At 59.1% G+C, this 19,159-nt stretch carries 16 protein-coding genes; 8 read left to right on the forward strand and 8 right to left on the reverse strand.

What is annotated here, in order from left to right; genetic code table 11:
• Positions 1 to 86: 86 nt before the first annotated feature.
• A complete protein-coding gene (locus HS103_12460) occupies positions 87 to 629 on the reverse strand; it encodes a DUF4258 domain-containing protein (protein ID MBE7513611.1) in 543 nt (180 codons plus the stop codon).
• Between the two features lie 116 nt (positions 630 to 745).
• On the opposite strand from HS103_12460, the gene HS103_12465 reads away from it, so the two are divergent.
• Both HS103_12465 and HS103_12470 read left to right on the forward strand, forming a co-directional pair.
• Complete coding sequence (locus HS103_12465; protein MBE7513612.1) at positions 746 to 1,348, forward strand: hypothetical protein; 603 nt, start codon at positions 746 to 748, stop codon at positions 1,346 to 1,348.
• Positions 1,345 to 1,599, forward strand: coding sequence for a hypothetical protein (locus tag HS103_12470; protein MBE7513613.1), 255 nt, complete (start codon positions 1,345 to 1,347; stop codon positions 1,597 to 1,599). Before HS103_12465 ends, HS103_12470 begins: the two co-directional genes overlap by 4 nt.
• 40 nt (positions 1,600 to 1,639) lie before the next feature.
• Here HS103_12470 and HS103_12475 read toward each other — a convergent pair whose 3' ends face one another.
• Together HS103_12475 and HS103_12480 are read right to left on the reverse strand one after the other, a co-directional pair.
• Positions 1,640 to 2,203, reverse strand: a complete 564-nt coding sequence (locus HS103_12475; GenBank protein ID MBE7513614.1) for an AhpC/TSA family protein — start codon at positions 2,201 to 2,203, stop codon at positions 1,640 to 1,642.
• 68 nt (positions 2,204 to 2,271) lie between these two features.
• Positions 2,272 to 3,093 carry a prepilin peptidase gene (locus tag HS103_12480; GenBank protein ID MBE7513615.1) on the reverse strand — a complete coding sequence of 274 codons (822 nt, stop codon included), beginning with the start codon at positions 3,091 to 3,093 and terminating at the stop codon, positions 2,272 to 2,274.
• Positions 3,094 to 3,416: 323 nt separating this feature from the next.
• Here HS103_12480 and HS103_12485 point away from each other — a divergent pair, with 323 nt between their 5' ends.
• The 5 genes from HS103_12485 (at position 3,417) to pfkA (ending at position 8,594) form a co-directional block, all read left to right on the forward strand.
• The gene (locus HS103_12485; GenBank protein ID MBE7513616.1) at positions 3,417 to 3,959 is read left to right on the forward strand and encodes a hypothetical protein; all 543 of its coding nucleotides are present in this window, start codon (positions 3,417 to 3,419) and stop codon (positions 3,957 to 3,959) included.
• A gap of 19 nt (positions 3,960 to 3,978) precedes the next feature.
• Positions 3,979 to 5,487 (forward strand): ATP-binding cassette domain-containing protein, encoded by a 1,509-nt coding sequence (locus HS103_12490; GenBank protein MBE7513617.1) that lies wholly within the window; start codon positions 3,979 to 3,981, stop codon positions 5,485 to 5,487.
• Entirely contained in the window at positions 5,484 to 6,554 is a 1,071-nt protein-coding gene (locus HS103_12495; GenBank protein ID MBE7513618.1) for an ABC transporter permease, read from the forward strand. Before HS103_12490 ends, HS103_12495 begins: the two co-directional genes overlap by 4 nt.
• Complete coding sequence (locus HS103_12500) at positions 6,551 to 7,522, forward strand: ABC transporter permease (protein MBE7513619.1); 972 nt, start codon at positions 6,551 to 6,553, stop codon at positions 7,520 to 7,522. The genes HS103_12495 and HS103_12500 overlap by 4 nt, the downstream gene beginning before the upstream one ends.
• Positions 7,523 to 7,628: 106 nt before the next feature.
• Positions 7,629 to 8,594, forward strand: a complete 966-nt coding sequence (pfkA, locus tag HS103_12505) for a 6-phosphofructokinase (protein MBE7513620.1) — start codon at positions 7,629 to 7,631, stop codon at positions 8,592 to 8,594.
• Positions 8,595 to 8,670: 76 nt separating this feature from the next.
• On the opposite strand, the gene HS103_12510 is transcribed toward pfkA, so the two are convergent.
• Positions 8,671 to 9,678 carry a D-2-hydroxyacid dehydrogenase gene (locus HS103_12510; protein ID MBE7513621.1) on the reverse strand — a complete coding sequence of 336 codons (1,008 nt, stop codon included), beginning with the start codon at positions 9,676 to 9,678 and terminating at the stop codon, positions 8,671 to 8,673.
• Positions 9,679 to 9,711: 33 nt separating this feature from the next.
• Positions 9,712 to 10,131 (reverse strand): FHA domain-containing protein, encoded by a 420-nt coding sequence (locus HS103_12515; protein MBE7513622.1) that lies wholly within the window; start codon positions 10,129 to 10,131, stop codon positions 9,712 to 9,714.
• Between the two features lie 118 nt (positions 10,132 to 10,249).
• Between HS103_12515 and HS103_12520 the strand changes: the two genes are divergently transcribed.
• Positions 10,250 to 11,374: a hypothetical protein gene (locus HS103_12520; GenBank protein MBE7513623.1), complete on the forward strand. Its 1,125-nt coding sequence runs from the start codon at positions 10,250 to 10,252 to the stop codon at positions 11,372 to 11,374.
• Between the two features lie 211 nt (positions 11,375 to 11,585).
• On the opposite strand, the gene HS103_12525 is transcribed toward HS103_12520, so the two are convergent.
• The 3 genes from HS103_12525 to HS103_12535 form a co-directional block, all read right to left on the reverse strand.
• Positions 11,586 to 14,903, reverse strand: a complete 3,318-nt coding sequence (locus tag HS103_12525) for a pilus assembly protein (protein MBE7513624.1) — start codon at positions 14,901 to 14,903, stop codon at positions 11,586 to 11,588.
• A 98-nt stretch (positions 14,904 to 15,001) separates the two neighbouring features.
• Positions 15,002 to 17,737 (reverse strand): hypothetical protein, encoded by a 2,736-nt coding sequence (locus tag HS103_12530; protein ID MBE7513625.1) that lies wholly within the window; start codon positions 17,735 to 17,737, stop codon positions 15,002 to 15,004.
• 21 nt (positions 17,738 to 17,758) lie between these two features.
• Positions 17,759 to 18,904 carry a pilus assembly protein gene (locus tag HS103_12535; GenBank protein MBE7513626.1) on the reverse strand — a complete coding sequence of 382 codons (1,146 nt, stop codon included), beginning with the start codon at positions 18,902 to 18,904 and terminating at the stop codon, positions 17,759 to 17,761.
• Between the last annotated feature and the right edge of the window lie 255 nt (positions 18,905 to 19,159).

Below are 19,159 nucleotides of genomic sequence, written 5' to 3' on the forward strand. Positions count from 1 at the left end.
GAATAACCCCCTGCGGGGCTTGAAAGGGAAAAAGCTACCTTTCCCGCGTTCGTGTTAAGCCCCTACAAGATACCGTGTCACCATCCCTAATCCTCGTCATCCTCCTCGGCATCGTTCTCACCGCGCACAAAGGCGGTAACGACCAACCAGCGGGCAGATTGGCGGGGGTCAGGGCTTGCCGTCACCACATGAAGGGGGAGTGACCTTCGGTATGGGCGATTCACCGTCCGAATGGATTTGACTTTCCCATCGGCTTTTTTCTTGGTTTGGTCAGGCTGAAGCAGCGCGGCGGCGATCATCTCGATGTTAATCTGGCGATCTCTCATCCGATCTTTGGCATGGTTGGTGATCAGGATTTGCCGAGCAGCAAGCGCCTGCTGAATCCGGTTGGGAAGGGTTGCTTCCCGATATAGGGTATACAGGCGCATCCCTAACGAGAAGGGGATGATCACCGCAAACCCCGCCAAACACGCGCCATTCGTCAGCTTGCCAAACATATCACCAAACATCACCGAGGGGATGAATGCTGCCCCCACCAAGAGAGAGCCTATCCCAACCGGAAAGACCAGTACCAACCACAGGATCAAATTCCGTTGAGCGGTTCGCACACGAGGCATAATGGCATCCATATAAAAAGGTATCCTTTGGCGGCAGATCAGGAGAATTCGGTACAGTGCTGTGCCTATTTTACACCTACAATATGTGTTTGTTGAAATGAATGAGAAACACCATGCCTGAAACAAATATGGGGAACGCATCAGGGGCGTTCCCGCCGGGATCAGTTGGTCACAGCCTACTCATGATGCGCGGCGTCTGGCACGATCACATCGAACTCTATCACCTCTCTGGCGCACCCTTGCCCCATGACCAATGGAGCGGTGCGCCCGGTGCATCCCCTTTTGATAACCTCGTCTACATTGACTTTGACGGCGTGCGCTACACCCAAACGAACGTCACCTTCCGGGGTCGCCCCCTTCATGTCCGTTCCTTTCGCGGCGAACTGCGCGAGGGCGTCCTTCATTTCGACCTCTTAGGTCCGCAAGACCCAGGTCATATTGGGGTTTCCGGCGGCGTGGGGATTTTGATGTTCTGCGCCTCACGGGTGACGGACGCCATGAGCCGCTATGCCGAGCCGGATTTCTTGCAGATCATGCCGACGGGGATGCGCCTGCGAACGACGATCCTCTACCGCGATGGGATTGCCGTGCGGACGCTCACCGCGCACGGGATGAGGATCGCCCCCCTCGCAGATCGGCGTGTCGCTTTTGATCCACGCGGGGCAGAGGGAGAGGTTCACCCCACACCGGGCGAGACGCATGTTTTCGCCAAAAAGGACGATACGCCATGACCGATCACCCTGAGGCGGATGACCCTAAGGCGGTTGATGATGAGGTGTTTAGCTACCAGACCTTAAAAGATGGGCGCGTCTTGATTTCGTGGCATAGTCGGCTGGTGGTCACCCTCAAAGGGGAAAAGGCGAAGAAATTCCTCACCCGTATGGAGGACGCTGACCCCACCGCCGCCCAATTGATCATGGCGAAGGCGACGGGGAATTTCAAACGCGGCAACGAACGGGCGGGGAAACAATCACGACGGTGATAGGCGATAGGGTGGGGCGCATACCATACGCCCCGTTCGTTTAGGCGGGCTGCCGCAGTGCCGCCCCTGCCGCCAAGAGATCGGCAAGGACGGGGTGATCGCCCGCGTGTTCGCTGTAATAGGCATAGCGGATGATCCCCTCCCGATCTACGAGGAAGGTGGCGGGTAAGAGCGCCACATCGCCCGTTGGCGTGCCCGGGAAGTGTTTTCCCCCTGTGGCACGCACACCAGCGCGGATGAGGGCGGGATTCACGAAAGCACCCACCGTTGCCCGTCCAATCCCATAGCTGAAATGTGAGCCGTTTGTGCTATCCGTCAGGCATGTCGCCTGCGGGGCAAGTTTCCCGCAGTAGCGCTCCGCATGTTTGGGTTCGCCCAAACCGATAGCAACGACCTGCAAACCCGCCGCCGTGATCTCACCCTCCGCTTTCCCTAACATGGAAAGCCATTCGCGGCAGAACAAACATCCAAAATGGCGCAGAAAGGTGAGGAGGGTGATTCCCTCTTTCCAATGGGTAGAGACATTCACCATCTCTCCGGCAGTGGTTAACACAGTCAATTCGGGAGCGGCATCGCCAACCGTCAGGCGTGGGGTGGTCATCATCAGCCTACTTTCACCGCACAAACATTGTGCATATATTGTTCAATTATTATTCAAACTATACACTAAAATCATCCGCCTTGCAACACCTGAATAACGGGCGTTCGCCAGAGCATCATGATCAGTGTGCCAATGACGATGTACTGCCCATAGGGGAGGGCGGTGAATGCCTCGTAGCGCCCGCGAAGGACAAGCCGTGCCGCCATGTAAAGAATCGCGCCTGCCCCGCCCAGAAAAACAGCAATCGTAGCGGCGAAAATGAGCGCTTGCCAACCGAGGATGAAGCCGCTCAACATTGCCAAGAGAACATCCCCATAGCCAAACGCCACTTCCTCCAGCAGCTCGCCGCGCACGCTTGCCATCACCGCGCTGAAGCCCACGCCGCCAAGATAGAGGAGAAGAAAGACGCCAAAGCCAAGCGCCCCGCCGAGAAGATGATCGTTGAAAGGGACACGCGCCCAGGGGAGCAGCACCCACGCCCCAATGAGCGCGACGGCACTAGCGAGGGCAATGACCAAGACGAGAATTATCCGGTGTTCAAGATCAATCACGGTGATCAAAACCAAGAATGCGCTGAGGATCATCAACCAAAGGGCGCGGGCGGGCTGTTCGGCATTTGCCCCGTCAAGGGTAATGACCAAAAAGAGCGCCGCCGTGACGAGTTCGGTAAGGGGTTGTCGCCATGAGAGCCGCGCCCCATCGGGGGAGGTCTGAGCGCCGCTGAGGAAGGCGGCAAGGGCGACCCAGGCGCGGAGAGGGCGCGGTGCGCCATCGGGGTAATGGGGGCGACGAATCTGGTTTGAGTGGGGGAGATCATCGGCAAGGGCGTTGAGGAACGCCCCAACCAGAATTCCAATCAGGGCAGCAAAAAGGGCAGGGATAATCATGATCATTATTACTTGCTTACATACAATACCCTCACTGGTTGGACTGTAACCAGCCTTCTTATAAGAAGGACGGGCATCGTTCATTTTCCCTTGATCGCCACCGCCTGCCCATTGGCAAGTATACCGTGATAAACAGGGCTGTCAACCACTGAGGGGTCAATCTCGTTGAAGAAAAATGCTGTAGGTGTTACATATTTTTAGAGTGGGTTGATTATCCGATGAGAGGATGGTGTTTGCAACTAGGGGGAAGATTGACCGGTGAAGGAGGGTTATCATAGATGCTCAGTGAATCTTGCCTGATCTGAATGGAGAAGGATACCAACGACCCCATGCGTGGAAAACTTGTCGTCATTGGCTTGGGACTTTTCGCCGCCGTTTTACTGGTGTACAGCCTGTGGTTTACGAACAACCACACACCGATTGATGAGCGCTTCAACATGCGCCGTCAGGGGTTGGATGCCGACACACCCGGAGCGCTGATCCTCCGCGAACGGGCGGGCGATTATCTGCGGCAATCGCTCCGCATCGATACTCTTGATACCGTCGGTGTCGGGCGGCATGGGGCGGCGGTCTATCATGATTTCGAGGGGAAGGCAATCTCCCTTGAGGTGGTTTTGGCGGGGGAGACACCGCCCACGCTGAGGGCAGCCTTTGAAGGTTTTGCCGAACGCGCTGGTGGGGCTTCCACCGCGAACACGGTCATTCGCTTGCACCCCGATGGGCGGATTCCCTATGGCTATGGTGTGTATGCTGCGGCGAACTATACCTACTATGAGTTCACCTGGCTCAACGGTGGGTGGATCATCCGCGTCTCGACGCGGGAGGCGGGGTCGGAATCCCTGCTGCGGTTTGCCAATGGGTATGTCTACTGATTCGCTATAATGAACGCCTATGCGTATAGACCTTGAAGGAATCACAAAAACCTTTGGCGCGGTGCGTGCCAATGATCGGATCAGCCTCTCCTTTCAAGGGGGGCGCTTGTACGCCGTCCTCGGTGAGAACGGTGCGGGGAAAAGCACCCTGATGAAAATCCTCTCTGGCTACCAAGCGCCAGAGGGGGGAACGATCCGCCTAGAGGGGAAGGATGCCCGCTTTCGCTCCCCCGCCGATGCCCTTAGTGCGGGTGTAGGGATGCTCCATCAGGATGTGTTGGATGTGCCAAACCTGACCGCCCTCGAAAACTTTATCCTCGGCACACCGGGGGGGGTACGCCTAAACCGCGAGACAGCGCGAAAAACGCTCGCTGAGGGCTGCGCCCGACTGGGTTTTTCCCTGGATCCCGATGCCTACCTTGAGCGGCTGACAATAGGCGAACGGCAGCAGTTGGAGATCGTCCGCCTCTTGGCGCGCGGGGCGCGGGTGTTGATTTTGGACGAGCCGACGACGGGCATTTCCGCCGATCAAAAAGCGACTCTTTTTGCTGCCCTGCGGCGGCTGGCACATGATCAGGGTATCACGGTGATCCTCGTCTCCCATAAACTGGAGGATGTGGAGGCGCTTTGCGACCACGCTTTTGTGCTGCGTGGGGGGCGGCTGGTTGGGGAATGCAAGCAGCCCTTCCGGGCGGCGGAGCTTGTAGCGCTCATGTTTGAGGCGGGCGCCGCCCTTCCCGAACGAAAGCCCGCCCAGAAAGGAGGAGTTGTTTTTGAGGCGGCGGCAATCACGATTCCCGCCCGCCGCTTAACCGTCCACAACCTGAGCCTGAGCGTTCACGCCGGAGAGGTGATTGGGCTGGCAGGCTTGGACGGCAGCGGGCAGCGCGAATTTCTGCGTACTTGTGCCGGTTTGGAGCGAATCAGCGGGGGGCGCTTCACCCTGAAAGGGATGGAGATCACCCCGCTGCGCTACCATGATCGCGCCCGTCGAGGGATTGCCTATGCCCCCGCCGGACGCCTCGAAGAAGGGTTGGTGGGTGGGCTGACCATTGCCGATCACATTGCTCTGACGCACCCCGCCGCTGGACTGTGGGTGAATTGGGCGGCGATGCGCACCGATGCCGCCGCGCAGATCGCCCGTTACAACATCAAGGGACGCCCGGAAAGTCCTGTCCACAGCCTTTCGGGGGGCAACCAGCAGCGAACGTTGATCGCGCTGCTGCCTGAACCGTTAACCCTTTTGCTGCTGGAAGACCCCACACGCGGCTTGGATGTGGAGAGCAGCGCGTGGGTCTGGACACAACTTCTTGCCCGCCGGGAGCAAGGGACGGCAATTATCTTTCTTTCGCCCGATTTGGATGAGGTTATTGCCCATAGTGATCGTGTCCTTGTCTTTTATGGCGGGGAGACGACCCTTCTAGGGGAGGGAATCACAACACAGCGTTTGGGCTACTTGATTGGCGGGAAAAACCCCGATGCGCCGGAAGCCTCGGAGCGTGGCGAAAAGGGACGGGTCAACGGATGATCGCCCGAATCGCTGTGGCATTGCGAGAAGGACTAGGCGGCGCGGCACGGGTGCTGATCCCGGCTGCTATCCTCGTCACGGTGCTGATCGTCGTGATCATCGCCTCGCTTGGCAAAGACTCTGGGGCGGTCTTGAGTGGTTTTTTGAATGGGGCGTTGGGGAGCGCCCGCAGCCGCGCCGACGTGATCATGCTTGCCGTGCCGATGCTGTTGTGTGCCAGCGGGCTGCTGCTGACCTACACAGCGGGCTTGTGGAACATCGGTGTGGAAGGGCAGGTGACGATGGGCGCGATCTTCGCCACGATCCTCGCCCGTTCGGTGGCGGCGGAGGATGTCTCGCCCCTCATTGTGCCAGCGGAAATTTTATTGGCGGGGGTGGGGGGGGCGCTGTGGGCAGCGGCGACAGCGTTTTTACGGGTGCGTGGCGGCGTGAATGAGATATTCGGTGGGGTCGCCCTCAATTTCATCAGCATCAACGTCCTGCTTTGGCTGCTGAATGGTGAATGGAAGTCAGGCACATACCCCCAGACGGCAGATTTCGCGCCGGGTGCGCTGTTGCCTACCCTGCCGGGGTCGCGCCTTAGCCCCGGCGGAATTGCTCTTGCCCTGGGGGTATGGCTGGCAGTGCTGCTCGCCTTACGGGGGACGCGCTGGGGCTTGCAGCTACGGGCGATGGGGCAAAATCCGCGTTCGGCGGCACTGCTTGGTGTGCGGACGGGGCGGCACATCTTCCTTGCCCTGATGGTCTGTGGGGCGCTGGCAGGGATGGCGGGGGCAGTACAAGCAATCTATGTCCGGGGGCGGCTTTCGCCCGGGATTTCGGGCGGGATCGGCTTCATGGGAATCTTGATTGTCTTGCTGGTGAATATCCGTGCGGGCTTTGTGCCGTTTGTCGCCCTTGCCTTTGCCGTTGTACCAATTGGCAGTTTGAAACTTGCCAGCGCCCTTGACGAGGGAATCAAGATTGACGCGGCGCTAGGGAATACCTTTCAGGGGGCGCTCGTCCTCGCCGTCTTGTTGGCAAATGGCTATTGGGTGCGGCGGGCGTCAAAGAGGAAGCCCCTATGAATGATTCGCTCTTGGTTGCCCAACTGGCGGTGATTGTCGCTGGCGGAGCGCCGCTTGTGTTGGCGGCGGTGGGGGAAACGTTTTCAGAGCGGGCGGGAATCGTAAACCTCTCGCTGGATGGGTCGCTCATGCTGGCGGCATTGGCGGCGTTCGTCTTTGCGCGGGGGACGAACAGCCTAGTGGTGGGGGCAGTCGCCGGAATGATGGTGGGGATGGTCGCCGCGCTGATCGTCGCCTTCGCCAGCATCGAACTACGGCAGAGTCAGGTGGCGGTGGGGTTTGTCCTCGCCTTGTTGTGCAAAGACATGGCGATCTTTTTCGGGGCAAGCCATCGCAGCGAGGCGGGGTTATCCATCCCCTACCTGACAATCCCCGTGTTGAGTGATATTCCCTTCCTTGGCGGGGTATTTTTTCGTCAAAATATATTTGCCTATCTCAGCTTTCTGGCGGTGTTTGCCGCATGGGTATGGATTTACCGCACAAAAGCAGGGTTGGCGCTGCGGGCGGTGGGCGAACGTCCCGAAACCGCTTTTGCACGGGGAACGGCAGTAAACCGCGCCCGCTACCTGTATGCCGCGCTTGGGGGGCTGCTCGTTGGCTTAGGGGGAGCGGCGTACACCCTAAGCGTGACGACGACATGGTTGGAATCACAGATCGCTGGAAATGGGTGGATCGCCCTTGCCATCGTCATTTTTGGGGGGTGGCATCCGCTGCGGGTGGCGTTGGGGGTCTATTTAGTCGCCGCGCTGCGCGGCGTTGTCACCGGCTTGCAGGGGCAAATCGGGCGGAGTGTGTTGGAACTGCTCAACGCGCTTCCCTGGGTGCTGATGCTCCTGACGCTCGTCGCCGTGAGCCGTTCCGAATGGTTGGTGGGCATCCTTCCGGCACGGTTACAACCGATGATGCGCAGTCTGCTCCGCGCCCGCCCGCCCACCGCGTTGGGGACGCGCTTTGAACAAGAGGGGTAACGGGGGTAGGCGTATATCGCGGAAATCACCTAACACGACTATACTAGACGGTATTCACACAGCAATCTATTCGACAATCCTTTCAACCGAGGCAGAGAGTCCGGCAATGAAACGTATCGCGGTGATGACGAGCGGCGGCGACGCACCGGGGATGAATGCAGCGATTCGGGCGGTTGTTCGTGCTGCATCAGCAAAAGGGCTGGAAGTCTTTGGCATTCGCCAAGCCTATACAGGCTTGTTGGCGGGTGACTTTGAACGCCTGACGAACCGCGAAGTGAGCGGTATTCTGCAACGCGGGGGGACGATTTTGCAAACTGCCCGCAATGACGAATTTCGTACCCCACGTGGGCAGCAGCGGGGACTGCGCCGCCTCAACGAACAGGGCATTGAAGGCTTGGTCTGCATTGGCGGCGATGGCAGCCTGCGCGGGGCAATGGCGCTGCACAGTTTGGGGGTGAAGGTCGTCGGCATACCGGGCAGCATTGATAACGACATTTGGGGAACGAACATGAGCATCGGCGTCGATACGGCGCTGAACACCATCCTTGATGCCATTGACCGCCTGCGCGACACCGCGACCAGCCACGAACGCGCATTCCTCATTGAGGTCATGGGGCGCAACTGCGGCTATCTCGCCCTGATTGGTGGGATGATCGGTGGGGCAGAACTAACGGTGATCCCCGAACAGGCGATGAGTCTGGAAGAAATTGCCAAGCGGCTTGAGGATGCCTATTTGCGGGGGAAAAATCACGCCATTGCTGTGATCGCGGAAGGATCGCAGCCGGGGATCAATGAAATCTCCAAGTTTTTGGAGGAACACAAGGTCGGCTTTGAGGTGCGGCTGACAATCTTGGGGCATACGCAGCGGGGAGGCAGCCCTACCGCCTTTGATCGTCTGCTTGCCTCGCGGATGGGAATCAAGGCGGTGGAATTGATGACGGAAGGGCAGAGCGGGGTCATGGTCGGCTTGGACGGGCGGCATATCGTCCCTGTGCCGTTGGAAGATGTGACGACGAAGCACCGCGCCGTGAACCTTGATTATTATGAGATGGCGGAGATTCTGTCGCGGTAGGGGGGAGGTTAGAGGCTGGCGGGTGCATACAATGCGCCCCTACGCACGGGCGAGAAAGATGCAAGAAAGACCTCCACTAATACCCCTTTGCCACATCGACCTGATTGAGCAATTCACTTTTGTTCAGGTAGCGGCGCATATTCTCCACAAACACAGCGCCTGCCTTTGCCCCATAACCGGCGTAATTCCCCGACACATGAGGGCTGACAATCACATTGTCCATCGCCCATAGGGGGCTTCGTGGGGGAAGCGGCTCTTGGGCAAAAACATCCAAGCCCGCGCCAGCAATCTGCCCGTTTTGCAGCGCCGCAATCAGCGCCGCCTCATCAACAATGCCACCGCGTGCTACATTGATAAAAATTGCGCTGCGCTTCATGGCGGCGAACATCTCGGCGTTCACCACGCCGCGTGTCTCTGGCGTAAGGGGGAGGGCGACAACGATAAAATCGCACAGGGAGAGCATCGAGCGCGTCGCTTCCGGCGGATAGAGGCGATCCACATAGGGCATATCGCCGTTGCCAATGGTCGGTTCTTCATAGGTATTTGCGGGGGTGGTGTGTTTCACATCGCGTTTCGTGGCGAGGATGCTCATCCCAAAAGCGGCGGCAAGGCGGGCAATACCCCGTCCGATGCTGCCATAACCCAAAATGCCAAGCGTTGCCCCGCGTAGTTCGATGGGCATCAGGTGTTCAAAGCGATCCGCCGTCCACGCCGCTTGCTTTTGAAGTGCCACCATCGTTGGCAGTTTGCGAGCAAAGGCGAGGATGAGGGCGAAGGTGAATTCTGCCATCGAGGAGGCATGAATCCCGCTGGTGGTGGTCAATGTCACATCGGGGCGGGCGGTGAAGAAGGGCTGCCCCATGAGCGCATCGACGCCAGCAAAGTGCGATTGAATCCAGCGCAGGCGCGGGGCGGCTTCCGGTTCGGGAAGAATTGTCGTCGTGTAGAGAATATCCGTCTCTGCCCACCGTTCAGAGTCAATTTCCGCCGCTGCCCCAACAACCTTTTTCGTCACGATGAGGCGCGGCGAGAGCGCTTTCAGTTGGGCGATCACCTCCTCGCTGAGGTCGGTCAGGATCAGCACATTCAGATTGTCGGGTACTAGGGTAGACAGAAATCACGCTCCCTCAACAATGTAAACAATCATGCGCAGTTTACCACATTCAACCTGATCGCCATCGCGCACAAGCTGCGGGTCGTTGGCGGCAAGTTTGACGCCGTTCACCCGCGTCCCGTTGACGCTGCCAAGGTCGCTTAGGTATAAACGCCCCTGGGTGATCACAAATTGGGCGTGCCGCCGCGAAACGCCGGCATCCCGCGCCCCAAAGGGACCGAGATCAAGATCGGGGTAACATTCGGCTTGCGCGTCTTGCCGCCCCACGAGCGCCACCCGATCCACCCGCAGACGCATTGGGGCGGAGGATTCGTTGCCCACATAGATTGCCAATGTGTACACTTTTCGAGTTGCTGTTGTGAAAGTCATGATGTGCTGCCCGTTCGTCCGTGTTAGGGTCATGGTAAGGTTGATTGGTTTCAAACACAATGCCAACCCTGTTCCAATTATAATCATACTAGGATGGCGACTTATTACAATCTTATCGCGTTTACAACGCTCTCTTGTTTTTCCTACCGTATTTGCCCTGTTTATTGTGTTGGTGGGATGTGCGCCGTCAAATGAGACGCTCCCCCTTGCCCCCGGTTGGCAATTGATTGGGCAAACGGAGACAAGCGCTCCGGTGGACAGCCCAGCCCTTTCCTTAGGGGTGGGGAACGCCATGCGGATTCTTTGGTTTGGTGAGCCAACAATGCCCAATCTTCGCCTGTGGGATGGGCTAACTGCACCACACTTACTCCCCTTAGGGATTACGCCTGAGCGCCTGAGCGCCTACCCGCTTGATAAAGGCTGGCTGCAACTGCTGTGGATCGATCAGAGTCCGTATGGGGAAGGGGCGCTCGTTGGGGGGACGTTGGACGCGGTGGGAAGCGTCCAGCGCGGTCCGACAGCGATCAGCACCGGCGCGGTGATCGAGTATGCCGCTGCCGCCGCCCCTGATGGCAGCCTGCGCGTCGTGTGGTCAGAGCGCAGCGGCTCTCGCTCTCGCTTGCTGGCAACGACCATTGATGGGCTAGGGCGTCCGCGCCCGACGGTGCTGATCGCAGCGGCGGGGCGTTTCCCCGCCCTGACCTTTGACTCGCGTGGCAATCTCCATTTTGTCTGGCTGGAACAAGGTGTTGGCGCGGTGTGGACGGTGCGCTATGTCCGTTTGTCGGGGGGCGTTTTCCCCACTGTGGCGCTGGCGCAGAGCGACCCCATTGCTGTGTTTGAAACGTCCCCTGGCAGCACGCCGGAATCTATCGCCGTGCAGAGTGATTTGGATCAGGTCTATGCCCTGTGGGTGGTGGCGGTGGTGGGCGCAGGTGGGGATATACAGGGCGTTCGCTTTCCGCTGGAAGATAGCGCGAGGGTGCAAGCGATTGCCGCCAGTGGGTGGGCGTTGGAAGGTCTTGGCGGGGTGTCGGGAGGGCGCTTGGCAGGGGGAGCGCTGTTCAGCGGGCGGGGGTACGCCCTCGGCGGGACACGGTATGCCCTTCCGCGCATCCCGATCATCCTTAGTGTGGGGACGGATGGCGCGGTGACGGCGACACCGCTGCTTAAGTCGGAGAGTGCCGATCTGATCGGGGGGGTGAGCGCTGCCCTTGACGGTGAGGGACGCCTTCACGCGGCATGGTCGGCGCTCTCGGCGGCGGGGGTTGCCCACGTCTACCGTGCCGGGGAGTGAGAGGAAGGGGGTGAGGGAGCGGCTTTCCCTGCTTTCAGCCCCCTGCTTTAGCGCAGAGGCAAGTATCCCTACGGCAGGATGGGTGAAACCCACGAAAATAAACACGCCCCGCTCATCATAACCTGTGAGCGGGGCGTGCGTGTTTTGAGATGTGTTTGGGAGAGGAGAGCGGGGATTCAGCACCCTGCGCCCCTCTTAGGACGGCGGTGGTTTAGCAGTCCACACCGCAGCTAGAAACAACCTTCACCGATCTGGACACCGAGTTGTTCGCCATGTTTGGATCGGTGATCCCTCCTGGCGGTGTCACGGTTGCTGTGTTCGCGAAGGTCTTGTTCACGTCTCCCGGACGGAAGGTGACCGTCAGGGTGTAGGTGATCGTGCCACCGACAGGGATGTTCACCGTATCGGCAAGGTTGCCCGTGCGCACGCCGCTGGCGCAGGTCGCGCCGCCCGTCGTGGTGCAAGACCACGTTTGGGTCAGCGGGACATTTCCCCCGGTGAACAGGTCACTTACGGTAGCCCCGGTCACGGCGGCAGGACCAGCGTTGGTCACCACAATCGTGTAGACGGCAGCTTCCGCAGGATCATATTCTGGTGGCGATCCAGCACGGTTCGGTGTCTTGGTGATGCCCAAGTTCGCCTCGTTTGGCAGCGTCGGGGACGAGGCGACGGTTGGCGTCGGTGAGGGCGTCAGCGAGGGCGTCCGCGATGGCGTCAGCGAGGGCGTCCGCGAGGGCGTCCGCGAGAGCGTTGGTGAGGGCGTCAGCGTGCGCGAGGGCGTCAACGATGGCGTCAAGGTCGGCGTCCGTGAGGACGTCAGACTTGGCGATGGTGTCAACGATGGCGTCCGCGATGGCGTCCGCGATGGCGTCCGCGATGGCGTCAGGGTGATCGTCCGTGAGGGCGTCCGCGATGGCGTCAGCGTCAGCGTCCGCGAGGGCGTCAATGAGGGCGTCAAAGTCAGCGTCCGCGAGGGCGTCAATGAGGGCGTCCGGGTCAGCGTCCGCGAGGGCGTCAAGGTGATCGTCCGCGTCAGGGACGGGGTGATCGTGATCGTGATCGTCCGCGACGGGGTGATCGTTGGCGTCCGTGAGGGCGTCAGCGTTTGCGTTGGTGTGAACGTCCGACTTGGCGTCAGAGTGATTGTCCGTGAGGGCGTCAGCGATGGCGTCAGCGTCAGCGTCCGTGAGGGCGTCAAGGATGGCGTCCGCGTTAGCGATGGAGTCAGGGTGAGCGTCCGTGAGGGCGTCAAGGATGGCGTCAAGGTCGGCGTCCGTGAGGGCGTCAGCGTGTAGGTTGCCGTGCCGATAGGCGTTGCCGCATCGGGGAGGCTGACCCGACAAGTGCTGCTGTCGCTCAGTTGGACATACGATCCGTTGAAATCGGAGACGAAGGCTTGGCTTGGGTTTTCCGCCTGCAAGTTACCGTTCGTGCCGTCAAAGTCTAGCCAGATGGCGCCGCTTTCACCGGGGGCGAAGATGGGCGATGAACCCCACTCCGTTTGGGTGCGGTCAGAGGCGGTTGGCGGCGAGCTATCGCCCGGCGAAGCCTGCCACATGACGACGGTATCCGGCGAGAAGGCGGAACTTCCTTTCGCCGCAATGCGGGCAAGGTTCATTCCTGAGAAGTAGGACTTCCAGTTGAAGTTGAAGGAGGTAATCGCACGCGGCACCGTATCGTTGTTACGGAACTGGTAGCGCACGACGCCAAAGGACTGGAAGGCGACGAAGCTGAGCGAATAGAGCAACGAATCGGTACAAACAACCGGCGTTGGAGTTTCCGGCGGGGGTGGTACATCGCCAACAGTGATATCACAGGTAGTACCGCCACCGAGATCAAGCCGGAAGGTGATCCGTCCGAGGACGGAGGCAGGCGAATAGTGCGTGGTGAGGTCGGCAGGGCCATTCACCATGCGCATTTGCCATGTCGTCGTCACGCCGCCTGGGTCGCCGTTTGCGCCAGCGACGGCGCGGTTAAGGTAGGTGGGGGCAATGCCATTGATCCAGCCCACCGAACTGTTATTAAAGGTGGTGGGCGTGGTGGGCGCAGGGGAAACCCCGTCATACGTCCAGTGTGCCGTGCCTTGTCCGGTAATGCGCATTTCGCCCGGATAGATGGAAGTGTAGGGCGATTTCACCCACCAGTTCACATCCACCTGACTGATCAACACTGGGGCGAAGTTGAGATTACGGAAGGTGACCTTTGCATACTGCCCTTCCAAGACGATGCCCGATGCGCCGCCTTCCACACTGATGCTCGTACACACCGGTGAGGGCGTACTCGTTGGGAGGTTCGTGCTGGTGGGCAGCGGTGTGCGGCTAGGCACCGGCGTCTCGGAGGGGATGGGCGTGGGGGAACGCGGTCCCGGATCGCCGCCGCCGCCGGGCACCGTCGCCGCGTAGGTGGCGAAGCCCTGTACGGGGAGTTCAAGGACACGGGCGGTACGGAAGGACTCGTTGATCATAACGCGCCGCGCCTGAAGCAGGACATACGGTCCGCTGCCATCGTTGCGCCCCAGACCAAGTGGGGTGACCAACGGGTGGTTGAAGTAGACAACAACTTCAACGAAGTCGCCGGGACCGCCGGCATCGTACTGATTCACGCCGAGGCGATCCGCATCCGTTGCATAGGAGGGATCGACAGCATTCATATCCGCGCCGCCGAACCGCACTTTTTCGTTGATTGTGCAGAGGCGAATTCCTTCGGCGTCAAAGGCGTAGGTGTCTTTGTTAGCAGCGTTCGTCACGTAATCGCGGGCGTATTTGTAACGCCGGTTGATGCTCTGATCGGTGAGCGGGGGACGCGAACTACAGACATAGACATGAAACCAACCTGGGCGGTGTGAGGCATCGCGGATGGTTGTGGCGTCCCGATAGGGTTCGGTGTTAATGCCGGTACCGGGGATACGCATCCAGGGGGCGAGTGCCAAGCCGCCCGCGCCGCGCCGCGCTTCTTCGGTCATGGAGACCAAGCGCAGCACGTCCCACCGCAGCCATTTGTGTTCGTCAATGTTGAGATCGCAGTTGATCCCGTTATAACGGGAGGCAAAGTAATACTCATCATCAAGGGTGACCCCGCCGCCGTTCGGACCGGGGAAGCGAAGGATGTCCCCGTTCAGGTTGTAGCCCGTCGGGACAAATCCACCGCGTGCGTCGGTCACATTACAGGGAACACCATCGCCAGGTTTTTGTCCGGCGGGGTAGTTCGTCGCGTAATCGACGGGGAGTGAGGGGACTTTCCCATCGGCATAGCCGCCCGCCGAGTCGGGCGTCCAGGGGTTGAACGTCTCTTGAAAAATGGTTTGGTTATACTGCCCAGTAACGGCATAACGCGCCGCTGTACGCGCCGCGTTTTGGATGGTTACCCAAGCCTGAAAAATCCGCCCAAACTCAATGATGCCCCAGATGAGCATCAACAAGATTGGGAGGGTGAGCGCAAACTCAATGAGCGTCTGACCCCGCCTTGCGCGTTCTGGCGGAGGACTGGCGGGCAGTGTGCTTAACTGCCTCTGTAGCCTCAGGAATGACATTCCCCCTCCTCTGAATCATCTGAACATGTCTACAATGATGACTGCGTGAGCAGCCCCGCTTTTATAAAAGCGGGGCTGGCTAGGATACCGATAGGATGTTAGCGGGCAAGCCGTGTGAAAAGCCGTCGGGCAATGTCGGTGAAAGCGTCGTTCACCTTGGTGATGCTCTCGGCGTACCAGAACTGCCCGCAGTCCGTTTTGCCCATGGTCTCGTAGGCGAGCGTGCCGGGCGTGTAGTTATCCACCGTTCCTGGATAGTAGTTTGTGTAGTCGTAAAGGGCGCAGGGGTCTTCCCCGGCGTTCACGGTGGTTGTTGTGTCAAAGAAGGGGTCGGCGTCTGGGCGCACGCGCCCGCCGCTGAGACCGCCGAAGGGACCAGACCCTACTTGGTAGGGCGGTTCAAAGCCCGTTGTGGGGCTGTACATCGGGTCGCCAACGGTGTTCTTCTTCTCATGCATGGTGCGATACCATGCCTGTGGGCGGTTGTTGATCTCGCCGTTATCGCCCGCATCCGCCATGTAGCGGAGCGTCTTGATGCCCATGATCTTATCGTTCAACTTCCCACCACTGGGGTTGAAGAAGATGGTGAACATGGCGATGAAGCTGCCCTTCGTCTGCTTCGTGTAGTCGATCAATCCAGCGAAATCGACCTGATCACGGAAGTAATCGTCTGGGTCATAGCGGGGGTCGCAGAATGCGCCCGGGTCGTTGATCACACCGCGTGCGTCACGGCAGAAGTGGCGCGTATCGGGGTTGAAATCGACGCACGAGGGCGCACTGGCAATACTGCCCGTCCCTTCCTTAAAGGGATTTCCTGGATCATAGGTATCGGAGAACTGATACCACCATGGCTCGGAGTCATTCGCATCACATTCGGGCGAGACATAGCCAGAGGCGGTGTCAAAGTTGCAAAAGGTATACCAGGGGCAGAAGCCAAAGCTGAACTGCGGCACAACGTTTCCACCGCCATCGGTGGCGCGGGTTGTCCATGAGGACAGCCCTGCCGGATAGGGATAGCCCGCCTGACCGGGCTGGCACAGGTGGGGCATCGTGTTGTAGAGCGGGTGGCGGTCTTGCGTGGTTGGGTTGCCGTCTGGATCAGGGTTGCAGAGCATATCCAGCGTGACGCCCGGCGGCGGTGTTTGATCGACACTGGGGACGGTCAGCCAGTTTTGGTCGGCGCCGTTGATGCCGAACTCGGCGTTCAGGTCGCTGTAGGAAGGCGTCCGGTTGGGGAAGCCATCGCTGAGCATAACCATAACCCACACCGAGTCACGGCGAATCCAGTTCGGGTTGGTCAGCGCCGCACGTCCGGCGCGAACGCCGCCACCCATATTCGTATCCGTACACTGCGATTCTGTCCAATAGGTGAGGTATTTCTTATCCTCACCGGAGACGGCAACGCCGAGGTTTACGCCACGATAGGTTTCCTGCGAGATGCACTCGCGCTGTGTCCCTGTGGGGAGGACGGAGACACCGACGCGCTCGTTCAAGGTGCGGATCGCCGTATCTTTGTTGGAGATCACCGGAATGGACTGTCCGGCGGGGATGATGGTGTTCACTTGGGCGTTGAAGGTGACAAGGAACAGACGATCTCCGCGCACGAAGTCAAGGCGCTTGATGAAGCGGCGGGCAGCATCGCGCACGGATTTGAAGGGACGGCAGATCAGATCGCTGTAGTTGCCATCTGGCTCACCGCTGCCGATGATCGTCTTATTGATCAACGCCTCCTCACCCGTTCCGGGATCGGAGACGTAGTAATCAATCGAGTAGCCCACTGCCGGCGAACGCCACATAGGGGGCGTACTGGCAAGCGTTTCAAACTGAGGCGGATCCCCTGGGGTAGCCACGTCACCGAGGTAGCCGCGCCGCGGGAAGGTCATGCCCAAATAGGTGTTCAGTTCCAGTGTATTCAGGTTTTTGCGGTCTGGGACAACGTTGTTGTCCTCGTTGCGCTGTGAGGTAGGGTCGTTGCAGCAGCCGCCCCATGCATAGTTCGCCGCGTTGCGAAAGCGGCGTCCGGGGGCATAGGCAACCTGCGGCGATGTCCAACACTCATAACGGATGGATGGCTCGCCAGCGGTATTCAAGCCCGTGCCGTTCTGGGGACCATCCAAGCCAATATCGGCGCGGTCTGTGTAGGGTTTCAAGCCCAGTTGGGTGGGTAGTGCGCCGGTGAAGTCAAGGAAGTTCTTGAGCGGCTCTTGGTTGGGGTAAGGCGTGTAGTCTACCTCGTTGTTGAAGGTATCGTTCGCCATAGACGCCGAGGTATCAATGAGCAGCGCCACATCCAAGACTGCCGTTTGGGAAAGGGCGCTGGCGGTGAGCAAGACGGTGTTCCACCCGATGAGCGAGAGGAACGTTGTCTGTGAATTCACCTGAGCAGAGACCCGAACGAGTTTTTGCGGGTCGCGCCGACAGAGTTCGGAGGGGGGGATCGTTTGGTAGAGGTAGTTTTGGGCGTCTACCGCCGTCGTCCCGGTGAACCCCACTGGCGGGTTTGTCAGAATATCAATGATCTCGGTCTCACAGGTTTCAACGATCACCGTATCGGGGCTGATTCCGCCTTGCAATTTGATGAACTGCTCAGCAACAGCCTGTAAGGTGGCGTAATCGGTATTCTCGCGGATTTGTTGGGCGGCGGCGATTGCCGCTGCGTCCACCGCACGGCGCAAGGCGCTGTAGCGGACGAAAAGCAAGGCGACATCTACCGCGATCCCCACAAAGGCGATCAGGGTCATAAAGGCAAGGGCGACGATGATAATCGCCTGCCCATTCCGGCTGCGCTTGTTAAGCGCTCGCCAGATGCCCGTTGAGGCAGCGTGGGTGGTCAAGATACTGTCCTCCCTCAATCCTTACTGGGGTGTTGCCGTTGGCTCAGCGCCAATGGCGGGAAAAATGCCGTAAATGTAAAGCATTGGGTCATTAACGGCGGTGCCAGTGAACCCTTGAAAGATCGGTCCAAAAATGACTGGGTGGTGCTGCCAGTGGAATTCAACCAAGACCAGCCCCCCATTGCGAACTTTCCCCGTGAGCAAATCTCTGGAAAATTCGCGGTTCAGGCGTTCTTCAATCGCTTGGACGGTGAAGCGCGAACCGCGACAGCCATCATCGTTGAGGACGTTGCCTGTAAAGACGAAGCCGCGTATGCCCTGACTTGCCGTGAGAAGGGCAAGGGGTGTTCCGGCTGTGCCGTTGATCTCGTGTTCGTCAGCGGGGGGGCCGTCCGTCCATGCGGTATAGAAATCGGCGCGTTTGTAATCGAAGGGATCGCGTACATCGCCGCCCAATCCGGCAGTGAAGCAGTAGCGGTTTTCAAGGGGCCACCGCCCGGTGACGGTGATCCATAGGTTATTTGTGGGGACAGAAGAGCCCCGACTGCCACCGCTAGGGGTAAAGCCACCGATACTCGTGTAATCCATTTTGCTATAGGCAATAGCGGAGACGACGACATCGTTTTTGCTGAAATGGGTCGCATTGCGAGTGGGTTCGGTTGTGCCACCAGCGCCCCAATTGGTCATATCCTCAAATTCGAGCGGCTCCATGGTCAGCAGCGCCTGACAAATCGTCCAGTCAAAGTAGCCGAAGTCTTTATCGGGAGTGCGCGTCGTATAGCCATAAGCATCAAGGATCGTCTTGCCACGTGCAACTTGGCGGTTCTGCGCCCCTGGCAGAATGTCAAAACGAATGTTGTCTTGGTCGCAATCAAGGCGGTTATAGTTGCGCGTTTCGGCTGCACCGTCCCAAAGGGTGGGGTTCAGCGTTGCGCCCCGCCGCCCAGACTCGCGCACCAAGTCCATAATGATTAAGTAGTTGTTGGCAACAAAACCGATCTCGGCAAGACTGACAATCATGGCAAAGAGAATCGGTGTGGTGAGCGCCAATTCGATAAGGCTTTGCCCGCGCACGCCGCGCCGCCGCTTTTCGCGTGGGGCGGAACGAGTCTGAAGGGTGGGCTGTCCGTCCAACATCTCGACGAATCTACGCCATAATCGTCGCATAGGGACTCTTTCTTTGAACGTTCCAAAACTTCATGAAAAGTGATACCTGTGCAACCATAATACCATAGGGGTAAGGGGAAGAATGTCGGGGGAATGTCGTTAGGATGTCAGGATTTGTCAATGAAACGCAAAGATTGAGAGCAAAGCCCACACCCCCCTGTGGGAATGCCCCTGAGGGGCTTGGGATGCCCCTAACTTGTCTCAGCCAATCTAGGTGAGGGGGAGTAGGGGCGGGCATAATCGACAAGCGGTATG

Source organism: Anaerolineales bacterium, assembly GCA_015075625.1.
GTDB lineage: Bacteria > Chloroflexota > Anaerolineae > Aggregatilineales > UBA2796 > UBA2796.

Excerpts from the sequence above, each read along its gene's own strand:
- HS103_12485 (MBE7513616.1), top strand. The coding sequence starts at position 3,417 with ATGCGTGGAAAACTTGTCGTCATTGGCTTGGGACTTTTCGCCGCCGTT.
- HS103_12475 (MBE7513614.1), bottom strand. The coding sequence starts at position 2,203 with ATGATGACCACCCCACGCCTGACGGTTGGCGATGCCGCTCCCGAATTG.
- HS103_12470 (MBE7513613.1), top strand. The coding sequence starts at position 1,345 with ATGACCGATCACCCTGAGGCGGATGACCCTAAGGCGGTTGATGATGAG.
- HS103_12495 (MBE7513618.1), top strand. The coding sequence starts at position 5,484 with ATGATCGCCCGAATCGCTGTGGCATTGCGAGAAGGACTAGGCGGCGCG.
- HS103_12535 (MBE7513626.1), bottom strand. The coding sequence starts at position 18,904 with ATGCGACGATTATGGCGTAGATTCGTCGAGATGTTGGACGGACAGCCC.
- pfkA (MBE7513620.1), top strand. The coding sequence starts at position 7,629 with ATGAAACGTATCGCGGTGATGACGAGCGGCGGCGACGCACCGGGGATG.
- HS103_12480 (MBE7513615.1), bottom strand. The coding sequence starts at position 3,093 with ATGATCATGATTATCCCTGCCCTTTTTGCTGCCCTGATTGGAATTCTG.
- HS103_12490 (MBE7513617.1), top strand. The coding sequence starts at position 3,979 with ATGCGTATAGACCTTGAAGGAATCACAAAAACCTTTGGCGCGGTGCGT.
- HS103_12500 (MBE7513619.1), top strand. The coding sequence starts at position 6,551 with ATGAATGATTCGCTCTTGGTTGCCCAACTGGCGGTGATTGTCGCTGGC.
- HS103_12460 (MBE7513611.1), bottom strand. The coding sequence starts at position 629 with ATGGATGCCATTATGCCTCGTGTGCGAACCGCTCAACGGAATTTGATC.
- HS103_12465 (MBE7513612.1), top strand. The coding sequence starts at position 746 with ATGGGGAACGCATCAGGGGCGTTCCCGCCGGGATCAGTTGGTCACAGC.
- HS103_12525 (MBE7513624.1), bottom strand. The coding sequence starts at position 14,903 with ATGTCATTCCTGAGGCTACAGAGGCAGTTAAGCACACTGCCCGCCAGT.